Consider the following 21,061-nt stretch of genomic DNA (forward strand, 5'->3'; position numbering starts at 1 on the left):
CTCCCTTGGTTGTCCGTTCAGCCCGCCACCTGCCGGAAGGGGTCGAGCCCCAGGTCGATCAGGCGCCGCTCCCGCACCACGATCTCGGCCGTGGCGGTCATGCCGTAGCGCAGCGGGTACTTGTTGCTCGCCACGCTGTAGTAGTCCTGCGCCAGCCGCACGCGGCCCTCGTACACGGGCTGCTTGTCCGGCCCGGACGGCTTGGTGGCCGGCGAGATGTATTCGAGCGTGCCCGCGATCAGCCCGTAGCGCTGGTACGGAAACGCGCTGAACTTGAGCTTCACAGGCAGCCCCTCGCGCAGGAACGCGCGGTCGCGCTCGGCAATCTCGATGCGCAGCATCGGCCGCGCGTCTTTTGGCGCGATGCCGCCCAGCGGCGTGTTGGCCTGCACCTTGTCGCCGCGCTGCGTCGACGTGACGTCGGTCACCACCCCGGCCACCGGCGCCAGGATCAGCAGGAAGTTGTCCTTGTCGATGTTCTCGAAGCGGATGCGCGCGGCGGCATCGGCCACCAGCCGGGCCGTCTGCACCTGCAGCCGCAGCTTGTCCTCGGTACTGGCGATCTCGCGCACCGCCGCGTCGTACTGCACCCGCAGGCTCGCCAGCTCCTGCCCACTGCCTTCCAGCAGCGCGCTGGCCTGCGTGTATTGCTGCGCCAGCCGGGCGTCGAGCTCCGTCAGCCGCGACTGCGCCACGCGCAGCGTGTTCTCGGCGTCCAGCGTGGCGGCGCGCTTGGCCTCGACCTGCGACTGCGACACGCCGCCGCCAGCCGGCAGCGCGAACAGCCGGGCATAGCGGTCCTGCTCCTGCCGCGCGAAATCGCGCGCGCGGCGGGCGTTCTCCAGGTTGCTGCGCGCCTCGGCCAGTTGCGCGCGCTGCTGCTCGGCCAGCCGCGTCGTGCCTTCGGCCAGCCGGTTCTCGTGCTGGCGCGTGCCCAGTTCGATCTGCTGCTTCAGCGCCAGCGCCCGCCGTTCCAGCAGCGCCTTGCGCTCCGGAAACTGCTTCCATTCGCGCTCGGCGTCCTCCAGCTTGAGCTGGGCCTGCAGCGCGTTAGCGGCGGCCTCGATCGCGCCGCGCGCGTTGAGCCGCGCCACCACGTCGTCCTTCGACACGGGCTGGCCCTCGGCCACGTACAGGTCCACCAGCTCGCCATCGACCGGCGCGTAGAAGCGCCGCACCTCTGACTCCGGCGCCAGCGTGCCCTGCGCGGTGACGATCACGTCCGCATGCCCGAAGAACGACCACAGCAGCGCGCACAGCACCAGCACGCCGGTGACGACCACGGTCAGCAGCGTCAGCCGGCGGGGCTCGGCGCTGAGCAGCGCGATGCCCTCGGCGCTGTGGTCTTCCAGCGCCTCGTTCAGCGGCCGCAGCCGGTTGTCGCGGTTGTCGTCCTTCATGGCGTGCTCCCCGGCGCGGCCTGGGCGCCCGGCTTGGCCGCGGTGGTGGTGCCGTCGCCGGGCCGGTCGTCGGGACGGGTGTCCGGGCGCGCCTCGGGCGGGCTGCCCTCGCCCACCAGCGCGAGCTTGGTCTTCAGCACGGCCGGGTCCAGCACCATGCGCAGGTCGTTCAGCGCGCGGCGCTGGGCGTCGATCTCGGCCTGGATGTCGTCGCGCACCTTGCTCCACTGCGCGGTGTCGTCGATCCGCAGCTGCGCGTAGATCCGCAGCCCCTGCCGCGCGTCTTCCTGCGCGTCGGCCAGCAGCTTCGCCTGCGCGCGGAACCTGGCCGATACCCCCGCTTCCAGCCGCTGCTCGCCGGCTATCAGGCCGTTGTTGCGGTACTGGCGCCAGCCGGTGGCCGCGCGGTTCAGCAACTGGTTGGCGCGCCGCAGCGCGGCCTCGCGGATGCCGTTGACGTCGGCGTCGATGGCCTTGGCGAAGAACGCATCGCTCCGGGGGTCCAGCGACGCATAGAACGCCAGGAGCTGGCTGTCGTAGCCCGGCGTCCCGCGCGCGGCCCGCACGGCGGCGTACTGGGCCAGCACCTGTTCCTTGTGCGCGGCATCGCGCGCCACGTCGGCCGCCCAGGGGCCGGCGGACACCGCCTTGAGCGCCGCGATGGCGGCCTCGCCGTTGCCCTGCTCCCACGCCTTGCTGGCCGTGACGTACTGCTTCTGCACGTCGTCGCCGGGCAACTGCGTCGCCTTGAGCTTCTGGTAGGCGGCCTCGAACGGCGGCGTCTGGAAGCGCGCCTGCTGCATCTGCGCCACCAGTGGGCCGGGCGCGCGGTCGCGCAGCGCCACGATCATCGCGGTGTACTGGCCCAGGTCGCGCTCCACGCGATCCAGCCCGGCCAGCCGCGGATACTTCTCCTTGTACTCGGCCAGCATCGGCTGCAGCGCCTCGGGCCGCTCGCGCGACAGCTCGCGGGCGATGGCCGCGTTGAGCCGGTCGATGGCGGCCAGGAACACCGATTCGTCGTTCTGCAGCCGCCGCAGGTCGCTCATCGCCCGCGCGTAGGTGTCGCGGAACGGCGGCACGTCATTGGCGATGCGGTTCAGCAGCCGCTGGTGCGACGCGGTGTCGGCCTCCCAGCGCCGCAGCAGGTCGCGGATACGGCCCTCGTCGCCAAACATGCGGATCGGCCCCTCGATGCCGCCGCGCCGCGCCACGTACTGCTCCACGTCGCCCACCCACGCCAGTTCGCCCACCAGCGCGCGGCCGTCGGCGTTGTGCCGGCTGCGCGCGCGCATCTCGTCCAGCACGGCCGCCGCACCGTCGAAGTCGGCGGCCTGCAGCCTGGCCACCCACTGCGGCACGTAGGCGCGCATCAGCGCCTGGGCGCCCAGCGTCTGGTAGTGGGTGTCGTCGCCATGGCGGGACAGCACCTGGTCGGCCACCTCGGCCGCGCGCACGTACTTGCCCGCGTCGACCAGCGCCTGCAGCGAGCGGTCCGGCGCGCCGCGCCACCAGAGGTAGCCGCCGCCGATGGCCAGCGCCGCAATCAGCAGGATGGCCACGCGCGCCGCACGCTCCAACTGGGCGCGGTCGCGGATGCCAAAGCTGCGCATCGCCTCTACCAGCATCATCGTCACGCGGCCGCGCCTGGGCGGGGCATGGGGCACGTCGCCGCTGTCGGGCAGCGCCTCCGGGTTGACCTCGTCCTCCTGCGCGGCCGGATAGTCCATGCAGAAGATGTCGAGGAAGGAATCGGCCGCGCCGACGAACGTGGTCTTGTCGGGATCGGCATCGATGGGCGGCGCCGCGTCGGCGGGGGCCGTGGACGGCGGCGGCACGATCGACGTCCGCGTGGCCGTGGCATCGGCGTCGGCCTCGCGCTCGATGCCCACGCGATAGACGAAATGGCTGCCGCCGAACGCCAGCACGTCGTCCGGCTCCAGCCGGATCGACTGGTCGCGCAGCCGCACCCCGTTGACGAACGTGCCGTTGGTGCTGCCCAGGTCCTCAATCCACGGCACGCCATGCTTCAGGTACACGTGCGCGTGGCGGCGCGACAGGTAGTTGACCTGGTGCGGATAGGCGTCGCGGTAGCGGGCAAACGTCTCGTCGGCCTTGCTGACCAGGAACGGAAAGCCGGCGATGACCACGGGCTGCAGACCCAGTTCGTCGCGCATCGGCGTGAGCGTGACGGCCACGCGCGGCGGCTCGGCATCGGCCTGCCGCGCATAGAGCCGCACGCGGTACGCCAGGCCCGCGCCGAAGCTGAGTTCGTCGCCATCGCGCAGCCGGGCCGGCTGCTGGGCCACGGCGTCGCCGTTGACGCGCGTGCCGTTCTTGCTGCCCAGGTCGGCCACGTAGACCGCGCCGTCCTCCGAGAAGATGCGCGCGTGGCGCCGCGACAGCACCGAGACGGCTTCCGTCGGATACGCGGCGAACGGCGCCTCGCCGCGGCCGATGGCGAACAGGTCCTCGTCGATGCGGATCTCGCCCAGCTCGGGGCGGGACACCGGCATCAGCAGGACGTCGAACACCTGGCCCGCCTGTGGCGCCATGACCGGCACATCCATGAAGGGAGCTTCGTCGCGCGTCATGTTTCAACTGAGCCAACAGTGGGGCCTGTGGCGCGCAACCGCGAGCCGGCGCAGCGACGGGCGCCGCATGCGTCGGCAAAGGGGCGACAGGTCACGGGTAAGAACATAGTAGGCCACGCTCGGGGGGAGTCAATGCGCTGCGCCGCAGCGTTGCGCGCACGCACGCGCGGTGCGGGTTTCAGGGTTGAAACGCTTTGGACGCCGCTGCGGCTAACGCGCCGCCTTGGGTGCCGCCACGCCCGCCGGCGCGGGCGCGCTAGGGGCGCCATCGGCCCCGGCATCGGCCGCCGCGTTGCGCACCGCTACGTCGGGCCAGCCGCCACCGAGTGCCTTGTACAGCGTGACGGTGTCGGCCAGGATTTGTTGGTGGGCGGCCAACAACGACTGCTCGGCGGCCAGCAGCGAGCGCTCGGACTCGAACACGTCGAGCTGGGACGCGATGCCCTCGCGCGCCTGGGCCTCGATCTGCCTGCCCACCACGCGCAGCTGGTTCACCTGCTGCTGCAGCTCGATGCGCTGCTGCTTGTGGGCGTCGACGTTGACCAGCGCGCTCTCCACTTCCTCGAACGCGGTCATCACGGTGCGGCCGTACTCGTTCTCGACCACGCCGACGTTGGCCTCGGTCGTCTTCACGCGGGCGCGCACGTTGGGGTCCAGCATCGGCAGGTTGATGCTTGGCATGAAGCCGAACGTGAACGATTTCATCAGGTCGGACAGCGCAAAGCTGGCCGTGCCGCCGCGCGCGGTCAGGCTGATGCTGGGTAGCTGCGCCAGCCGCGCCTGGCCCACGAGGTTGTAGGCGGCCAGCACGCGGTATTCGGCGGCGACGATGTCGGGCCGGCGCGCCAGCAACTGCGACGGCAGCCCGGCCGGCACCGCGGGCAGGTTCACGCGCTCCTGCAGCTTGCCCGGCGGCACCCGCAGCTCGCCGGCCGGCACGCCGACCAGCGTGGCCAGCGCGTTCTCGGCCACGTCGCGCGAGCGGCGCAACTCCAGCAGGTCCTTGGTCAGCCGGTTGATCTCCGCCTGCTGCTGCATCACGCGGATCTGCGGCAGCAGGCCGTTGGCCAGCATCGCCTTGTAGGTCGCCAGGATGTCGTTGTTGCGCGCGAGCGTCTGGCGCTGCTGCGCAAGCTGTTCGTCGAGCAGGAGGATCGTGAAGTACGTGATCGACACGTCAGAGACCAGCGACAGGTAGCCGGCACGCCAGTCGGCTTCGGTGGCGCGGAATTCGGCGGTCTGGGCCTGCACGCCTTTCTCGACCTTGCCCCAGACGTCGATGTCCCAGTTCACGGTGCCGCCCAGGTTGTAGGTCTTCGACACGGCCTGCCCGGTCGTCTTCGTCACATCGACGCCGGCGCCGATGTCGAACACCGGCAGCGCGCCGGCCCGCGCCTCGGCGATCTGGGCGCCTGCCACGCGGATGCGCGCGGCCAGCACCTTGATGTCGTAGTTGCCGGACAGCGCGCGGGCCACAAGCTGGTCCAGGTAGGGGTCGCCAAACGCCTGCCACCAGTTCGGCACGATGGTTTCCGTCGGCGACACGGTGACCGCTGCATTGCCGGCGCGGTCGCCTGTCCACGCGGCCTTGGCCGGCGTCTCGGGCCGCTGGTACGTGGGGGGCCGGAAATCGGCGCAGCCGGCCAGCGTGGCGATCACGATGGCGATGCCGGAGACCCGGAGAAGGCGGCGCGGCGCAAAGGCTAGGGCATTCACGATGGCTTCCTGCTGGGAGCGCCAGCGGACCGTGGCAGGACGTCCTGGCGTTCGATCTGTATTGTGGGTCGGCATGCGGCAGACGCCAACCTCGGCTTGCGTGCCCGGCGCGCGGAACACGCGGGCAAAAAAAGCGCCGGGGCGGAGGTGTCCCCGGCGCAAGCTCCCCGGGCGGCCGGCGCCGAAGCCGATGAACTGGCCTGCGACGCCGCTGCCGCCTGAACCGGTACGAATATCAGGCGTTGTTCTGGGCGTACTGGTTCGTCGTCACGCTGTTGCGCATGTGGTCCTGGAAGGCCGAGCCGTTGCCGAAGTAGTTGCCTACCTCCTGCATCTGCTGGTTCTGCTGCGTGACCGTCTTGTGCGATTCGAACGACAGGCTCACGGGCGTGAAGATCGACGTACGCGGCGCAAACACGGTGCCGCCACGCACGGCGTGCAGCGCCTTGGCGTCGAGGGTTTCGGTCGAGGACAGGTCACGGATGATCAGCTTGGTCATGATGGTCTCCTGGAAAGGAAGGTCACTGCGTTTCAGGTGGTGAGCATCGGGTTGGTGTCGCGCTCGGACTGGATATCGCAGCAAGCGTGCCAGGGGGTGGGCGGGGCGGGATAAAAAGCTGGAAAGGCTTGTGGGGCAAGGGATTGGGGGTGGCGGGGCGGTTTGCGGGCGCTGTTCGTGGGCCGTCGAGTGTTGGATCCGGTCCAACTAGTCTCTCCCGCACTGTCGGTTCGCTCCCCTCTCCCGCAACGCGGGAGAGGGGCCGGGGGAGAGGGCGTGGCGTGTCTGCTTGCCGATCAACGTCGTAACTTGAGCCGCTGGCCCTCTCCCCCAACCCCTCTCCCGCAAGCGGGAGAGGGGAGCAAACCACCGGCAAGCTCATTAAAAAAAAACGGCGCACATCGCTGTGCGCCGCGTGGCGCCGGGCCGGACCGCCCCGTCCTGGCGCGCCTAGCTCTGGGCCGGTCATCTCACATAGATCGTGATCTTCTTCGAGTAGACCGGCGGGTTGGTCGGGATGTGCTTCTCGTCGCCCATCAGCAGTTGCAGCGTGTGCTTGCCCGGCGGCAGCTCGATGGTGGTCTCTGTCTCGCCGGCGCCGAAGTGCAGGTGGTTGCGGTCGTTGGGAATCTCCTTGTCCAGCGGCGGCAGGTCCACGTCGATCAGCAGGTGGTGGTGGCCCGTGTTCGGGAACTTGACGTCCTTGGGCGCCACGCCCATGTTGCGCAGGCCGAACCAGACCTTGATCGGCTTGCCGGCCGGCATGGTCTGGTTGTTGTTCGGGTAGCCGATGTAGAGGTAGGCGTTCCGGGGCGCCGGCGTGGGTCCCGTGCCCTTGGCGGCCGCGGGGGCCGAGGCGTGGTCGGCGTGCGCCGCTGGTGCCGACGCGTCGGCAGCCTGCACGCGCGATGACGGCACGGCGACGGCCAGCGCCGCCAGTCCCGCGATGAGCATCGGTCTGAGATGGGTCATGGCTCTCCCCGTTCGCACCTGTGTGCGCTAGCGCACGGTGATCGTGATCTTCCTGGAGTAAATCGGCGGATCGAACGGGACGTGCTTGCTGTCGCCAAGCAGAAGCTGCAGCGTGTGCTTGCCCGGTGGCAGTTCGATGCGCGCGTCCGTCTCGCCGGCGCCGAAGTGCAGGTGATTGCGGTCGTTCGGGATTTCCTTGTCCAGCGGCGGCAGTTCGGCGTCGATGAGCAGGTGGTGGTGGCCGCAGTTGGGCCGCTCGATGCCCTTGGGGCAGATGCCCATGCCCTTGAGCCCCATGCGGACCCAGAGCCGTCCGCCGTCGATGACCGCGCCGTCGCCCGGCCAGATGATGTAGGTCTCGGCGCCTTTCGGGGCCACCGTCAGCGGTATGGCGAGCGTGGTCCAGCTGGCCAGGAACGCAGCGGCGAGCGCGCGCTGCAGGGATCGTCTGGACATGGCGGCTCCTCCCGGAGATCTGTCCGCTGCACACGGTCCCCCGCGCGGGAGCGGATTCTTGGTGGATGTTCTTGATGCGCTCGGCGATGTGTCCTACAGCGTAGGTCGGAAGGCCCCAAAAAGCGAACTTTCACGCCACAAGCGCTGTGCTATCTTGAAACGGCCGGTACCGCGTCACGGCAACTCCACACCGCACGCCGCGGCGATCCTGAAGGGGGTGAATATGTGGCGGAAAGCATTTGTCGTGGCGCTGCTGGCGTTGGGCGCGGGAGTGGATGGCGACGGCCGGCACTGGGCCACCGTGGCCACGGATGCGCTGGCACCCCCGGCCCGTGCGGGCATCCTGCCCAAGAACAGCGACGAGCAGTACGAGCTGTCGTTCTGGGATTCGATCAAGAACAGCACCTACGCCGCCGACTACGAGGCGTACCTGAAGCAGTACCCGAACGGCCGCTTCGCGGCGCTGGCCAAGACGCGGCTCGAACGGATCCGCGCGGCCACGCCGGCACAGCCCGCACCGGCACCTGCGCCAGCGCCGGCGCCGGCCGCCAAGGCGGAACCGAAACCCGAAGCCAGGCCGGACACCAGGGCGGAAACCACCAAGCCACCGCCAGCCGCCAAGCCCGCCCCCACCCCGCCTCCGTCCGCCAGCGGCCAGCCGCGCACACGCGCGGGCGGTGCGATCTCGCAGGGCACCATCACCTATCCCGCCGAGGGCAAGGAAGCGCCCGCCGCCGGCGCGGCGCGGCCGGCCGAGGCCAAGGGCGGCGAGTCGCGCGACTGTCCGCAGTGTCCCGTGATGGTCAGCCTGAACCCGGGCGCGTTCACGATGGGCAGCAGCACCAGCGACCCAGCCGAGCGCCCGCCGCACCAGGTGAACGTGGGCCGCCCGTTCGCCATCGGCAAGTACGAGGTCACCGTCGAGCAATGGAATGCCTGCGCCGACGCCAACGCCTGCCCGCGCATTGCCACCAACCCCGCCGACGCGCGCAACGCGCCGGTGCGCGACATCAGCTGGGACGACGCGCAGCAGTACGTCGCGTGGCTGTCGAAGACCACCGGCAAGCCCTACCGGCTGCCCACCGAGGCCGAATGGGAATATGCGGCGCGCGGCGGTACCAGTACCGCGTTCTGGTGGGGCGACAAGATGAGCAAGGGCAACGCCAACTGCAAGGACTGCGGCGACCCGTGGAGCGATGCCGCGCCGGCCAACGTGGGATCGTTCGCGGCCAACCCGTACGGCCTGCACGACATGAACGGCAGCGTCTGGGAATGGGTGGCCGACTGCTGGCACAGCTCGTACAAGAACGCGCCCACCGACGGCCGCGCCTGGGACGAACCGGCCTGCACGGCGCGCGTGATCCGCGGCGGGTCGTGGCGCGAGGGCGCCAGCTACATGGTGTCGTCCACGCGGTTCAAGTACAGCACCAGCGTGCGGCAGTCCCAGAACGGATTCCGCGTGGTGCGCGACGCCGCCCGGTAGCCGGCCCGGCCCCTATTTGGCGCGCGTCGAGATCTGCACGATGTCGGCGCTGATCTTCTCGCGCCCGTGCTTGCTGGCCATCTGCGCCAGCGGCTTTTCCAGCGCGCGCAGGTAGTCCTGCCGCGTCTCCACCTCGGGCCGGCGCGCCGGGAACAGCGGCGCCGGCGTGGTCAGCAGCACCACCAGTTCCGTGCCGAATGGCTTCGAGATGACCCAGTCGCCGCTGTCGCCCACCGTGGCGCTGTAGCTGGCGGGCGCCTGGTTGCCCTGGACGCGTCCGCTGGGCACCAGGTGCGCCACCTTGCCGTCGGCCGCGAAATAGTCGACGTAGACATACGATTCGTGCGGCGGCGTGTTGACATCGAGCACCAGCGGCGTGCCCTCGGTCAGCTGCGTGCCGCCACGCGTGCGCAGCAGCGCGCCGGACTTGTCGGCGGCCTTGTCCCCCGCTCCCGCCCGCTGGCCGCCCGACCAGTACGGCGCGACCAGCCGCACCACATCGCACTTGTCGGCGGTCAGCGGCGCGGCGTCCAGCTTCAGCGTCTTCACGCCGGGCAGCTTGCCGAGCTTGTCGCGCAGGCCGGCCAGCGCCGAATCGGCCACGTAGCCGTCCACTGCCAGCGTGTTGCCTTCGATGTTCGCGTGCAGCAGCGCGCAGGGCGTGGCGGCGATGACCTGCGCCACGGCCTCGGGCTTGAGCGGCACGGCCTCGGGCACGGCCGGTTCGCGCACAGCGGGCGCCGCAGCCTGGGGCGGCGGGCGCGCGGCATCGGGCGACGGCTGGTGGCTGCGCCAGAAGTAGACCAGCACGCCCGTGGCCAGCGCCACGCCGGCAATGACGCTGCCGGCAATCACGGGCAGCCCCGTGCCCACGCTCTGCGGTTCGGCGCCCAGCCCGGCCAGGAACTGCTTGACCGTCGGCGTGCGCGTGGCGCGATCGAGCGAGAGCGCCTGGCGCAACACCTTCCACTGCCCGCGCGACAGCGTGCGCGGCTGCACGGGCTTCAGGTTCTTCGCGCGGGCCTCGGTGGCCGACACGCGGTTGTACGGATGCTTGCCGGTCAGCAGTTCGTAGCTGACGCAGGCCAGCGCGTAGATGTCGTCACGCGGGTCGGGCTCGCGGTGCTCGAACATCTCGGGGCTGGCGTAGGCCGGCGTCATGCCGCCGAGCGAGCCGGGATCGAACACGGTCTGGTCGGCGTCGTCGGCTGGCTGCTGGAAGCCGCGCGCGATGCCGAAGTCGATCACCTTGACCTCGCCGCGATCGGTCAGGAACACGTTGGCGGGCTTGAAATCGCAATGGACGAAGCCGCGCTCGTGCGCGTAGGCCAGCGCGCTGCCCATGCCGACGATGATCGGCATCGCCTTGATGTACGGCAGGCCCTGGAATTCCGGCGAGCGCAGCACGCGGTTCAGCGACTTGCCCTGCAGGTATTCCATGGTCAGGAAGACCGTAGGGCCATCGCGGTCGAAGTCGTAGACGGTGACGATGTTGCGGTGGGCGAGCTGCTGGGCCTTGCGCGCTTCGCGCTGGAGCGCGATCAGCGATTTCGGATGGCCGCTGAACTGCATGTTCAGCACCTTGATGGCGATGTACGGCTTGCGGTCCGACGCCTCCAGCTTGCGCAGGTCCAGCGCCTTGTAGACCGTGCCCATGCCGCCCACGCCCAGGCATTCCTCCAGCACGAAGCGGCCGTTCAGCGTGTCGCCCACGCCCTTAGTGGGCCCGGACGGCACATGGCCGCCCGTGAACAGCGCACCGTGGCTGCCGCCCGTGCCACCGGTGGTGCCCGTGGTGCCGCCGGTGCCCGTGCTGCCCGTGGCCACGCCGCCCGGCGCCGCCGCGCCGTAGCCGGCCAGGTCGGGCTCGATGCGGGTTTCCTCGCCGGGGCCGGGCGGCGCGTGCCGCACGTCGCCCATCGGGTCGAACTGCGTGGACAGGTGCGAGTCGATGCGATGCAGCACCTCGGCATAGACGGCCGGGGGCAATGGAAAGCGCGTGTGTTCCTCGGCGAGCACGCGCGCGAACTGGGTCGAGTCGGTCTGATCGTCCTTGAGGGCCAGATCCACCGATGCAAGGAATTCGTCGCGGCTCATGCTGCCGCGCTGGAAATCCCGTATGAGTTCGGTCAGGCTGGACATCCGGTGCATCCCGACGAGTGGTGGCCGAGGGTGGCCAACTGGCCGCGCCCTCAGGGGCGCAACCGTTGCATCACGGCACGTTGCCTTCGATGGATACTAGTGCGCACTCCGGCCATTCGCAATGCCGCCCTGCCCGGCCGCGCACACCCCGGCGTTGCCCCCGCGCCGACACCCGACACCATTCTGTTGGCGCGGCCCCACCACCGGCCCGGCCCGCGCCGCGGCCGCACCCCATCGCACACCCCGCCCCGCAGCCCGCAAACCGTTGCGGCACAAGGCTCGCCGGCTTTTCACGCCGCGCCGGGCCCGCGCTGGCACGCTTGCTGCGATATCTGGTCCGAGCGCGACACCAACCCGATGCTCATCACCTGACCCGAAGCACCCCTTCCTCTCAAGGAGACCATCATGACCACGCTGACCATCAAGGACCTGTCCTCCACCGAAACCCTCGACGCCCGCGCCTGCCGTGCCGTGCGCGGCGGCATCGCCATCCTGCCCGTCACCACGGTCTACAGCCCGTTCAAGCTGTCGATCGACAAGGTGTTCACGGTCAACCAGTCGAACCAGCAGATGCAGCAGGTGGGCAACTACTTCGGCAACGGCTCGGCCTTCCAGGAAAACATGCACAACACGGTGACGACGAACCAGTACGCGCAGAACAACGTGTACCACCCGGCCTGAGCCCCTGGCCACGCCACCGCACAGCTTTTACCCAGACCCACGCACCACACCACCCGCTAGGAGACTGCCATGAGCACCCTGACCATCCTCGACCTGTCCAGCACCGCCACCCTCGAAGCCACCCGCATGAAGTCCGTGCGCGGCGGCCTGGGCCTGATCGCCCCGTGGACCAGCGTCTACGCCCCCGTGAAGCTGTCGTTCGACTCGCACGTGAAGATCGACCAGCAGAACCAGCAAATGCAGGAGGTAGGCAACTACTTCGGCAATGGCTCGGCGTTCCAGGACCACCTGTCGAACACCGTGCGCACGAACCAGTACGCGCAGAACAACGCCTGAGTCCGCCCCCGGCCGGACGGGCGCCGCCCGCAGGCGCCCGCCCGGCGGCCCGCACCCACCGCACTTGCATCAGGAGTCCACCATGTCATCGATCATCGTCCGCGACCTTGCCGTCAGCAAGGACCTCGACCAGCAGTCGCTGTGCGCCATCCGTGGCGGCGCCGACTGGTTCGGCAAGATTGCCGCAGCCGGCCCGCTGGTGAACATCAACATCAACCAGAGCGTGCAGCAGTTGCAGCAGGTGAACGTTGCCGCCTTCAACAACAACAAGATCGTCGGCGTCGACCTGGGCAACCTTGCGCTCAACGTCAAGCCGACGCAATGGGGCGGCAACCTGGCCGTGGCCTGAACGCCGCGCCAGGCAGGGGCCTGCCACGTGCCCGGCGCATGCGGCAGCACCCCTCGCCTATACTGAATCGGGCCCGCGCCTGCCCCGGCGCCGCCCGACCGGCGCCGTTGCGGCCGGCCGTGGCAAGGCCCGCTCGCTGGAGAACGCCATGGCAGTCATCGTCATCAAGGATTTGTCGGAGAACATGGACCTCGACCGCGAGGCCATGACCGCCATCATCGGCGGCGCGCGGCTGGCCGGCAGCTATCGCTGGCAGGCACACCGGCGCCAGCCGCTGGCGCGGTTGATCCAGTATCCGGAAGGTTTTCCCGGCACATCGCAGGTTGCAGGGCAGGAACGGGAAACCGGGCGCACGCGCAAGTAGGGCCGCAATCCGGGCCCCATCGGCTGCGCGCGACGCCAGGTCGCAAAAAAGAAGAAGCCCGCCAAGCAATTGGCGGGCTTTGGCTGCGGACGGGCCCGGACCTCCTGGGTCTGCGTCGCCGGCGGCTTCCGGTCATTCCGGTGCCACGCAGGTTGCCCCATGGTTCCGCCCATGACGCGGACGCCCATCCGGACCACCCGGACAGTCGAAGGAAACCTGGCCATGGCATGCATGACCGCAATGCCGGCGCCGAGTGGCAAGCGAACCTTGCCAAAGGCAGGATCAGCGGGACTGTGGAACGTCCGCCCCGTGCGGGCAGGCAAGCCCGCGCTCTGGAGTATAGGTAGCGGTCCCCCACATGCAAGCGGCTTCGGCCGGCCGGGGCGGCGGACTGCCATTTACGTTTGATTACGTTTTCAACGGCCGCGCGCTTGCGCACCGCAACAAAAAACTCGGGGTTCTGCTATACTCCGCGCCGTGAGTTTCGCACTGTGAGTTCCGCACCGCGCCCCCGGCACCCTGCCGTGGCGTATCCGCTACCTCCCAAGATCTGCTCCCTGCCTCTGTCATCACACGATGTTCCGACAGGTGCCTGGCCAGAACGCACCGCTCACCTGACGTCGCCTCGTCTCCGATCCTGATAACAGCCTGTCATTGTTGAGCTGTTTGCCTGCCAGGGATTTTCGGCCGGTTAGCATTTTCCAGCCGCCCCCTGCCTGCCGCCGTATTGCCAGCTGAGTCTGTCGAACGGCCTACCGATTGGCGCCGAAGCCTTTTTAAGACTTTGCACTTGCGCCCACCCCTTTGCGCACACTGCCCGGGGGTGCCATGCATTTTTATTACGTACGACATGACCCAGCACGAAGATTTCCGTGCGGAGCAGCCTTTTGCTTCCGCCGCCGACGCCACTGCCACGCCCGCCGCTGCCGTGAGCCCGCTCGACAAGCTCGACGCCCTGCTCAACGCCGATGCAGCACCGGCCGCGCCGGCGTCGCCGGCTCCGGAAAGCGGTTTCGCAAATCTCGGCCTTGACGCCGCCATCCTGCGCGCCCTGGCCGAAGCCAACTACAACAACCCCACCCCGGTGCAGGCCCAGGCGATTCCCGCCTTCCTGGCCGGCCGCGACCTGCTGGTGTCCAGCCAGACCGGTTCGGGCAAGACCGCCGCGTTCATGCTGCCGGCGATCCAGCGCATCAGCGAAAAGCCGGCGCCGAATCGTCCCAGCGAGCCCGCCAAGCGCATGAAGGGCAAGCGCCCCCGTCCGGCCGCGGCCCAGCCGTCGCTGCTGGTGCTGACGCCGACGCGCGAACTGGCCCTGCAGGTGACCGAGGCCGCCGCCAAGTACGGCCGCCACCTGCGCCGTATTGTCTGCGCCAGCATCCTGGGCGGCATGCCCTACCCGAAGCAGCTCGCCATGCTGTCGCGCATGCCGGACATCCTCGTGGCCACGCCGGGCCGCCTGCTCGACCATATCGAAGCCGGCCGCATCGACCTGTCCGCGCTGGACATGCTGGTGTTCGACGAAGCCGACCGCATGCTGGACATGGGCTTTGCCGATGACATCGACGCCATCGTGGCCGCCACGCCGGCGTCGCGCCAGACGCTGATGTTCTCGGCCACGCTGGACGCCCGCATCGCCCAGCTTGCGTCGCGCCAGCTGAAGGACCCGCAGCGCATCGAGATCGCCGCCGCGCGCGCCGACCACAGCAACATCGAACAGCGCCTGCACTTCACCGACGACATGTCGCACAAGGAACGCCTGCTCGACCACCTGCTGCGCGATTCGTCGCTCAAGCAGGCCATCGTCTTCACGGCCACCAAGCGCGATGCCGATTCGCTGGCCGAGCGCCTGTCCGACACCGGCTTTGCCGCCGGCGCCCTGCACGGCGACATGACCCAGGGCGCGCGCAACCGCACGCTGACGGCCCTGCGCCGCGGCAACCTGCGCGTGCTGGTGGCCACCGACGTGGCCGCGCGCGGCATCGACGTGCCCGACATCACCCACGTGGTGAACTTCGACCTGCCCAAGCAGGCCGAGGACTACGTGCACCGCATCGGCCGTACCGGCCGTGCCGGCCGCTCGGGCATCGCCATCAACCTGGTGAACCACGGCGACATGTTCCAGTGGCGCCGCATCGAGCGCTTCACCAACCATCGCATCGACGCGTCGGTGATCGAAGGTCTGGAACCGCGCCGCACGCCCAAGCCGCGTTCGAACTTCGGCGGCAAGCCGGGCGGCGGCCGTGACGGCTTCCGTGGCAACGGCGGCGGTGGCTACCGTGGCGGCAACAGCGGTGGCGGCTATCGCGGCAACCGCGAAGGCGGCGAGCGCAGCTTTGGCGACCGCAGCTTCGGCGGCGGCGAGCGCAAGTTCGGCGGCGAAAACCGCGGCTTCGGCGATCGTGGCGAGCAACGCGGCTTTGGCGGCGAGAACCGTGGCTTCGGCGATCGCGGCGAACAACGCGGCTTCGGCGACCGTGGCACCGGCGGCTATCGCGGCCAGGGCCAGGGTCAGGGTCAAGGCCAGGGTCAAGGCCAGCAGCAACGCAGCTTCGGCGGCGAGCGCAGCTTTGGTGGCGAACGCAGCTTTGGCCAGCGCGACGGCAACCGTGGTGGCTTCGGCAACCGCGAAGGCGGCCAGCGCGACGGCAATCGCGGCAGCTTCGGCGGCGAGCGCAGCTTTGGCGACCGCAAGTTCGGCGACCGCGGCGGCTTTGGCGGCCAGCGCAACGGCAACAGCCGCTCGCGCTACGAGCGCTGATCGATCAGGCTGGAAATGAAAAAGGCACCTTCGGGTGCCTTTTTTTGTGGCTGCGCTTGCATCCTCACACCGCGCAAGTCCTGAATCCAACGAACGACACGTCGTCCTCGGGCAGCAGTGCCGTACGGGCGCGGACGTGTCGCAGGCGGGCGGGGCTGGCGAACGAGACGCCGCGCACGGCCTGGTGGGTGCCGAAGCGGCCGATGATCTCGCCGTCGGTGGGTTCGGCGGCAAAGCCCAGGTAGGGCTCGTACGGGGTGGCGGTCCATTCGCGCAGCGCGCCCCATTGCAGGCCGCGGTTCTGCGTGGCGGCCAGTTCCCACTCCACCTCCTGCGGCAGGCGGCGGCCGGCCCAGACGCACCACGCCTGCGCCTCGAACAGCGTCACGTGGCGCACCGGTTCATCGGGGTTGAGCGTGCGTTCCGTGCCAAAGCGCGTGTTGACCCAGCTACGGCTGACCGCGTGGCGCAGCCAGTAGCGCGGCGCCGAGCGCTCCTGCGTCATCAGCCACTGGCGGCCGGCGGCCGACCAGTACGACGGATGTTCGTAGCCGCGGTCTTCCACGAATTCCAGGAACTGGGCGTTGGTCACCAGCGCCGCGTCGATCTCGAACGCCGGCACGTAGACCTTCTGCGCCGGACGCTCGTCGGGCCAGGCAAAGCCGTCGGCATCGGGCCAGCCCTGCGTGAAGTTGCCGCCCGGGAAATGCAGCGTGCCGGCCGACGACACCGACACCCCCGGCACGATTGCCGCCGGCTCCACGGGCGCCATTTCCAGCGCCTGCAGCAGCGTGGCGACGGTTTCGCCCTGCACGTCCTCGTAGTGCAGCGCGCGGCGGAACGCGTACAGCGTGTCGTCGTTATCGTCGGGCAGCAGCGCGATGCGGCGCAGCAGGCCGTCCAGCACGCGCGTGGCGTACTGCTTGACCACGGCCACGTCGGGCAGCGCGATTTCCCAGCGCTCGTCCGGGCCAATGCGCTCGGGGTCGAACCATTCGTCGGCGCCATCCAGCAGCGACGGCTCGCTGGCCACCGGCAGGCGGATGCCGCCCTGCTCCAGGTGCCGCACGCCGCGCAGGCACCACCATTCGGCGTGCCAGGCGATATTGCCGAGCGTCCACAACGGCGGGTTGCCATCGTACTGGCGCGGCACGGCCCAGCCCTTGCGGGTCTGGCCGAAGGCACCCAGCCACGCCAGCGTGCGGTTGCGCGATTCCACCAGCGCCTGCGCCAATCCCTCGCGCGGCAGCCGGCGCGCGTCGGGCCACGCCGCAGTGCCGCCGTTGAAATGGAGATCGGGAAGCATGGAGAAGCCGCTCATCGGGACGTCCGTGTCAGAGGGGTGAACGAAGTCGCCGGCGCCAGGCCGGCTGCGCGCATTATGACACCGCACGCCGGACCGTTCCGGCGCGCGCCGTTTCACCCTGCCGGCGGCGCGGCTACCCCGCCGGCCGCGCCACCGTCAGCCGCGTGCGTGGAACACGGCGAACCAGCCGCGCGGATCGGTCCAGCTCACGGGGTCGGTAAAGCCGGCGGCCTCCAGCAGGATCGCAAAATCCTCGGGCCGGTACTTGTGCGAATCCTCGGTGTGGATGCGCTCGCCGGCTGCAAAGCGCCGCTCGCCGCCGGGCCAGCGCACGGTCACGTCGCGCAGGGCCTCCAGGTGCATCTGGATGCGCGACGCCTGCGTGTCGAACGTGGCCGCGTGCCGCCAGTCATCGATCGCAAAGTCGCTGCCGACGATGCGGTTCACGTTGCGCAGCACGTTGCGGTTGAACGCGGCGGTCACGCCCAGCGCATCGTCATAGGCGGCCACCAGCGTGTCGGCCTGCTTGAACAGGTCCACGCCGATCAGCACGCCGTCGCCGGCGCTGGTGGCGGCGCGCAGCCGCTGCAGCAGCGCCAGCGCCTCGATCGGCGTGAAATTGCCGATGCTGGAACCGGGATAGAAGAACAGGCGCCGGCCGCGCCGGACGCTCGGCGGCAGGTCCAGCGGCGCGCACAGGTCGGCGCCCAGGCCCAGCATCGGGATATGCGGGTGCTGCTGCTGCAGCCCGTTCAGCGTGCCGCGCAGGAAATCGACGGAAATGTCGACGGCCACGTACTGGGCCGGCTGCAGGCTCGGGAACAGCCGCGCGGCCTTCTGGCAGTTGCCGGCGCCCAGATCGATCAGCACGCAGCCGCTGCCGGCGCGGGCCGCGATGGCCGGGGCGGCCGTGGCGAAGATCGACGCCTCGGTGCGCGTGGGATAGTACTCGGGCAGGTCCGTGATGGCTTCGAACAGCCGGGAGCCCAGCACGTCGTAGAAGAACTTGGGGCTGATGCGGGCCGGGCTGCCGCTCAGGCCCTCGGCAATCTCGGTGCGCAGCGCGCCGCTGTCCTCGCGGTACTGCTGCACGAACTCGGGCTGCAGGCCGGCACGGGCATGGCCGTTGCCAACGACGATGCGCGGCTCGGGCGCGATCTCGGGCGTGGCGTGGCCGTTCTGGCGGTGGGGGGCGTTGTTGCGGGAGGTGGGGCGGGAGGTCTGGGTGTCGGGCGTCTGGAGCGTAGTGGAGGCCGGCATGACGTTTCCTTGTTGTCTGGGCACTACGGTGAATCCCTCTCTGCAAACCCGCACGGACGCGTCAGGTCGGTGCGGCTGGGCCGGGATGCGCGCCTGTCCGGTCTGGCGCACATCTTCCGGGCCAATCTTCATAGCATAGGTGCATATGCTTATACCTGCGTGACACGTTGCATCACTTTACAAACTGCCGCACGGCATTCATGTCTGATCCTGAATACATACAAACCCCACCCCGGCAGCGCAACATTTTTCATCGGAGTTCCCTTATAATCGCGTCCAACGTGCTGGCCGGAAGCATCCGGTCATCACGCATCCCTTCCAGAAAGGGAAGTTAAAGGGGAGTAGCTTGGGGGCATCGAATGCCCTTAGCACAATCGTCATTCCGAGACGTCCGCACGTCTCCGGTTGTGCTGACCCTGGCGCGCATTCCGCGCCAGCCAGTCGAGCAAGACCTTTGCACACCTGGTTTCTACGGTTTGCAAAGGCGGCCCCATCCCGCTTCGGCGCGCTTCCGCAGATCCCAGGTGCAACAAGAAACCTTGCCGGCCATTGGCCAGCATTTTTGGCACCTTAGGAGCGTACATGGAGTGGTTTACCGATCTGTTCACGATGCAGTTCCTGACAGCGTTGCTGTCGATCGTCGTCATCGACCTGGTCCTGGCGGGCGACAACGCCATCGTGATCGCGCTGGCGGCGCGTAACCTGCCGCCCCACCTGCAGAAGAAGGCCATCGTCTGGGGCACCGTCGGTGCCGTGGTGGTGCGTTCGGCGATGACCATCGGCGTGGTCTGGCTGCTGAAGATCCCCGGCCTGCTGCTCGTGGGCGGCCTGGCGCTGGTCTGGATCGCCTACAAGCTGCTGGCCGCCGAGGAAGACGGCGACGAGCACGGCTCCGGTGCCAATACGCTGGTCGGTGCCATGAAGACGATCATCATCGCCGACGCCGTGATGGGCGTGGACAACGTGCTGGCCGTGGCCGGCGCCGCGCACGGCAGCTTCCTGCTCGTGGTGCTGGGCCTGCTGATCAGCATCCCCATCGTGGTCTGGGGTTCCAGCCTGGTGCTCAAGCTGATGGCCCGCTTCCCGGCCGTGATCTTCATCGGCGCTGGCGTGCTGGCCTTCACCGCCGTCAAGATGGTGCTGCACGAGCCGCTGACCAAGGCCTGGTTCGAAAGCCAGCCCGTGGTCTACTGGGGCCTGTACGTGGTGATCATCGGCGGCGTGCTGGGTGCTGGCTACCTGACGCAGAAGCGTCGCGGCGAGCGCGAGGCCGCGCAGAAGCCGGTGGAAAGCCACTGACCGGCCTGGTCGTCTGACCGGAAAGCCGCCTTCGGGCGGCTTTCTGCTTTCAGGCTAGAATTCCCGCTTTGCGCCCCGGTGGCGCACGTCACATTCCCTTCCCCGCGCCGATGAAACAGTACCTCGACTTCATGCGCCATGTTTTCGAACACGGCACCGAAAAGTCCGACCGCACCGGCACCGGCACGCGCTCGGTGTTCGGCTACCAGATGCGCTTCGACCTGAACGAGGGCTTCCCGGTCGTCACCACCAAGAAACTGCACCTGAAGTCGATCATCCACGAACTGCTCTGGTTCCTGCAGGGTTCGACCAACATCCAGTACCTGAAGGAACACGGCGTCACGATCTGGGACGAGTGGGCCGACGCCAACGGCGAACTCGGGCCGATCTACGGCTACCAGTGGCGCGCGTGGCCGACCCCGGACGGCCGGCACATCGACCAGATCAGCGAGGTGGTGCAGCAGATCCGCAGCAATCCGGACTCGCGCCGGCTGATCGTCTCGGCCTGGAACGTGGGCGAGATCCCGCAGATGAAGCTGCCGCCGTGCCACGCGTTCTTCCAGTTCTACGTGGCCGACGGCAAGCTGAGCTGCCAGCTCTACCAGCGCAGCGCCGACATCTTCCTGGGCGTGCCGTTCAACATCGCCAGCTACGCGCTGCTGACGCACATGATCGCGCAGCAATGCGACCTGGGCGTGGGCGACTTCGTCTGGACCGGCGGCGACTGCCATATCTATAGCAACCACTTCGAGCAGGTGCAGACGCAACTGGCGCGCGCGCCGATGAAGTTGCCGACGCTGCACATTCGCCGCAAGCCTGACAGCATCTTCGCTTACCGGTACGAGGATTTCGAGCTGGTCGGCTACGAATCGCACCCGGCCATCAAGGCCCCGGTGGCCGTATGACGCTGCTGACGCTGATCGTCGCCCGCGCCCGCAACGGCGTGATCGGCCGCGACAACACGCTGCCCTGGCGCCTGCCGGAAGACCTGCAGCACTTCAAGCGCACCACGCTGGGCGCGCCGATAATCATGGGACGCAAGACCTGGGATTCGATTGGCCGCCCGCTGCCCGGCCGCCGCAACATCGTGGTGAGCCGTAACCGGGATCTGAAGCTGGAAGGTGCCGAAGTGGCGGCGTCGCTGGAAGACGCGCAACGGCTGTGCGTGGGCGTGGAGCAGGTCTTCCTGATCGGCGGCGCCCAGCTCTACGCCGAGGCGCTGCCGAGCGCGGACCGCCTGATCGTCACCGAGATCGATGCCGACATCGAAGGCGACGCCTTCTTCCCGGCCGTCGACCGGTCCCGATGGAACGAGGTCGCGCGGGAGACACACCATTCGGCCGCCAACGGCTTTGACTACGCGTTCGTGACGTACGAACGGCCGGCGTCGGGGGAAGAGTAGCGTTTCTTGCCCTCCCCCCGCCGGGAGAGGGCCGCAGGCCG

18 protein-coding genes are annotated in these 21,061 nt (G+C 69.0%); 9 read left to right on the plus strand and 9 right to left on the minus strand.

Annotation, left to right across the window (positions count from 1 at the left end):
• Positions 1-17: 17 nt before the first annotated feature.
• The 6 genes from QTN24_RS01520 to QTN24_RS01545 all read right to left on the minus strand — a co-directional run bounded on the left by QTN24_RS01520 (position 18) and on the right by QTN24_RS01545 (position 7,637).
• On the minus strand, positions 18-1,400 hold the full coding sequence (locus tag QTN24_RS01520) for an HlyD family efflux transporter periplasmic adaptor subunit (protein WP_124683671.1): 1,383 nt from the start codon (positions 1,398-1,400) through the stop codon (positions 18-20).
• Entirely contained in the window at positions 1,397-3,994 is a 2,598-nt protein-coding gene (locus QTN24_RS01525) for an FHA domain-containing protein (protein WP_313835095.1), read from the minus strand. The genes QTN24_RS01520 and QTN24_RS01525 overlap by 4 nt, the downstream gene beginning before the upstream one ends.
• A 210-nt stretch (positions 3,995-4,204) precedes the next feature.
• On the minus strand, positions 4,205-5,785 hold the full coding sequence (locus tag QTN24_RS01530; RefSeq protein ID WP_313835096.1) for an efflux transporter outer membrane subunit: 1,581 nt from the start codon (positions 5,783-5,785) through the stop codon (positions 4,205-4,207).
• A 160-nt stretch (positions 5,786-5,945) separates the two neighbouring features.
• A complete protein-coding gene (locus QTN24_RS01535; RefSeq protein WP_313835097.1) occupies positions 5,946-6,209 on the minus strand; it encodes a hypothetical protein in 264 nt (87 codons plus the stop codon).
• A gap of 465 nt (positions 6,210-6,674) precedes the next feature.
• Positions 6,675-7,181, minus strand: a complete 507-nt coding sequence (locus QTN24_RS01540) for a DUF4399 domain-containing protein (protein ID WP_313835098.1) — start codon at positions 7,179-7,181, stop codon at positions 6,675-6,677.
• A 27-nt stretch (positions 7,182-7,208) separates the two neighbouring features.
• Positions 7,209-7,637: a DUF4399 domain-containing protein gene (locus tag QTN24_RS01545; RefSeq protein ID WP_313835099.1), complete on the minus strand. Its 429-nt coding sequence runs from the start codon at positions 7,635-7,637 to the stop codon at positions 7,209-7,211.
• Between the two features lie 223 nt (positions 7,638-7,860).
• Here QTN24_RS01545 and QTN24_RS01550 point away from each other — a divergent pair, with 223 nt between their 5' ends.
• Positions 7,861-9,120 carry a formylglycine-generating enzyme family protein gene (locus QTN24_RS01550; protein ID WP_313835100.1) on the plus strand — a complete coding sequence of 420 codons (1,260 nt, stop codon included), beginning with the start codon at positions 7,861-7,863 and terminating at the stop codon, positions 9,118-9,120.
• 12 nt (positions 9,121-9,132) lie between these two features.
• Here the strand turns inward: QTN24_RS01550 and QTN24_RS01555 are convergent, their stop codons facing one another.
• Positions 9,133-11,262, minus strand: a complete 2,130-nt coding sequence (locus QTN24_RS01555) for a protein kinase domain-containing protein (protein ID WP_313835101.1) — start codon at positions 11,260-11,262, stop codon at positions 9,133-9,135.
• Positions 11,263-11,667: 405 nt separating this feature from the next.
• Here QTN24_RS01555 and QTN24_RS01560 point away from each other — a divergent pair, with 405 nt between their 5' ends.
• The 5 genes from QTN24_RS01560 (at position 11,668) to QTN24_RS01580 (ending at position 15,753) form a co-directional block, all read left to right on the plus strand.
• Positions 11,668-11,943 (plus strand): hypothetical protein, encoded by a 276-nt coding sequence (locus tag QTN24_RS01560; protein WP_124683664.1) that lies wholly within the window; start codon positions 11,668-11,670, stop codon positions 11,941-11,943.
• A gap of 69 nt (positions 11,944-12,012) precedes the next feature.
• On the plus strand, positions 12,013-12,279 hold the full coding sequence (locus tag QTN24_RS01565) for a hypothetical protein (protein ID WP_124683663.1): 267 nt from the start codon (positions 12,013-12,015) through the stop codon (positions 12,277-12,279).
• Between the two features lie 82 nt (positions 12,280-12,361).
• The gene (locus QTN24_RS01570) at positions 12,362-12,628 is read left to right on the plus strand and encodes a hypothetical protein (protein ID WP_124683662.1); all 267 of its coding nucleotides are present in this window, start codon (positions 12,362-12,364) and stop codon (positions 12,626-12,628) included.
• 148 nt (positions 12,629-12,776) lie between these two features.
• Positions 12,777-12,992 carry a hypothetical protein gene (locus QTN24_RS01575; protein WP_313835102.1) on the plus strand — a complete coding sequence of 72 codons (216 nt, stop codon included), beginning with the start codon at positions 12,777-12,779 and terminating at the stop codon, positions 12,990-12,992.
• Between the two features lie 850 nt (positions 12,993-13,842).
• The gene (locus tag QTN24_RS01580; RefSeq protein ID WP_313835103.1) at positions 13,843-15,753 is read left to right on the plus strand and encodes a DEAD/DEAH box helicase; all 1,911 of its coding nucleotides are present in this window, start codon (positions 13,843-13,845) and stop codon (positions 15,751-15,753) included.
• 64 nt (positions 15,754-15,817) lie between these two features.
• On the opposite strand, the gene QTN24_RS01585 is transcribed toward QTN24_RS01580, so the two are convergent.
• Both QTN24_RS01585 and egtD read right to left on the minus strand, forming a co-directional pair.
• A complete protein-coding gene (locus tag QTN24_RS01585) occupies positions 15,818-17,074 on the minus strand; it encodes an SUMF1/EgtB/PvdO family nonheme iron enzyme (RefSeq protein WP_124683659.1) in 1,257 nt (418 codons plus the stop codon).
• Positions 17,075-17,215: 141 nt separating this feature from the next.
• On the minus strand, positions 17,216-18,319 hold the full coding sequence (gene egtD, locus QTN24_RS01590) for an L-histidine N(alpha)-methyltransferase (RefSeq protein WP_313835104.1): 1,104 nt from the start codon (positions 18,317-18,319) through the stop codon (positions 17,216-17,218).
• A 582-nt stretch (positions 18,320-18,901) separates the two neighbouring features.
• Here egtD and QTN24_RS01595 point away from each other — a divergent pair.
• From QTN24_RS01595 to QTN24_RS01605, 3 genes are all read left to right on the plus strand, one after another.
• Complete coding sequence (locus tag QTN24_RS01595) at positions 18,902-19,618, plus strand: TerC family protein (protein WP_124683657.1); 717 nt, start codon at positions 18,902-18,904, stop codon at positions 19,616-19,618.
• Between the two features lie 110 nt (positions 19,619-19,728).
• Positions 19,729-20,523 carry a thymidylate synthase gene (locus tag QTN24_RS01600; RefSeq protein ID WP_313835105.1) on the plus strand — a complete coding sequence of 265 codons (795 nt, stop codon included), beginning with the start codon at positions 19,729-19,731 and terminating at the stop codon, positions 20,521-20,523.
• Entirely contained in the window at positions 20,520-21,020 is a 501-nt protein-coding gene (locus tag QTN24_RS01605; protein ID WP_313835106.1) for a dihydrofolate reductase, read from the plus strand. Before QTN24_RS01600 ends, QTN24_RS01605 begins: the two co-directional genes overlap by 4 nt.
• Positions 21,021-21,061: the final 41 nt, after the last annotated feature.

This window comes from Cupriavidus sp. SZY C1 (assembly GCF_032190535.1).
GTDB lineage: Bacteria > Pseudomonadota > Gammaproteobacteria > Burkholderiales > Burkholderiaceae > Cupriavidus > Cupriavidus pauculus_C.

Excerpts from the sequence above, each read along its gene's own strand:
- QTN24_RS01525 (WP_313835095.1), bottom strand. The coding sequence starts at position 3,994 with ATGACGCGCGACGAAGCTCCCTTCATGGATGTGCCGGTCATGGCGCCA.
- QTN24_RS01540 (WP_313835098.1), bottom strand. The coding sequence starts at position 7,181 with ATGACCCATCTCAGACCGATGCTCATCGCGGGACTGGCGGCGCTGGCC.
- QTN24_RS01565 (WP_124683663.1), top strand. The coding sequence starts at position 12,013 with ATGAGCACCCTGACCATCCTCGACCTGTCCAGCACCGCCACCCTCGAA.
- QTN24_RS01520 (WP_124683671.1), bottom strand. The coding sequence starts at position 1,400 with ATGAAGGACGACAACCGCGACAACCGGCTGCGGCCGCTGAACGAGGCG.
- QTN24_RS01535 (WP_313835097.1), bottom strand. The coding sequence starts at position 6,209 with ATGACCAAGCTGATCATCCGTGACCTGTCCTCGACCGAAACCCTCGAC.
- QTN24_RS01560 (WP_124683664.1), top strand. The coding sequence starts at position 11,668 with ATGACCACGCTGACCATCAAGGACCTGTCCTCCACCGAAACCCTCGAC.
- QTN24_RS01600 (WP_313835105.1), top strand. The coding sequence starts at position 19,729 with ATGAAACAGTACCTCGACTTCATGCGCCATGTTTTCGAACACGGCACC.
- QTN24_RS01530 (WP_313835096.1), bottom strand. The coding sequence starts at position 5,785 with ATGCCGACCCACAATACAGATCGAACGCCAGGACGTCCTGCCACGGTC.
- QTN24_RS01570 (WP_124683662.1), top strand. The coding sequence starts at position 12,362 with ATGTCATCGATCATCGTCCGCGACCTTGCCGTCAGCAAGGACCTCGAC.
- QTN24_RS01580 (WP_313835103.1), top strand. The coding sequence starts at position 13,843 with ATGACCCAGCACGAAGATTTCCGTGCGGAGCAGCCTTTTGCTTCCGCC.
- QTN24_RS01550 (WP_313835100.1), top strand. The coding sequence starts at position 7,861 with ATGTGGCGGAAAGCATTTGTCGTGGCGCTGCTGGCGTTGGGCGCGGGA.
- QTN24_RS01555 (WP_313835101.1), bottom strand. The coding sequence starts at position 11,262 with ATGTCCAGCCTGACCGAACTCATACGGGATTTCCAGCGCGGCAGCATG.
- QTN24_RS01575 (WP_313835102.1), top strand. The coding sequence starts at position 12,777 with ATGGCAGTCATCGTCATCAAGGATTTGTCGGAGAACATGGACCTCGAC.
- QTN24_RS01595 (WP_124683657.1), top strand. The coding sequence starts at position 18,902 with ATGGAGTGGTTTACCGATCTGTTCACGATGCAGTTCCTGACAGCGTTG.
- QTN24_RS01605 (WP_313835106.1), top strand. The coding sequence starts at position 20,520 with ATGACGCTGCTGACGCTGATCGTCGCCCGCGCCCGCAACGGCGTGATC.
- QTN24_RS01585 (WP_124683659.1), bottom strand. The coding sequence starts at position 17,074 with ATGAGCGGCTTCTCCATGCTTCCCGATCTCCATTTCAACGGCGGCACT.
- QTN24_RS01545 (WP_313835099.1), bottom strand. The coding sequence starts at position 7,637 with ATGTCCAGACGATCCCTGCAGCGCGCGCTCGCCGCTGCGTTCCTGGCC.
- egtD (WP_313835104.1), bottom strand. The coding sequence starts at position 18,319 with ATGCCGGCCTCCACTACGCTCCAGACGCCCGACACCCAGACCTCCCGC.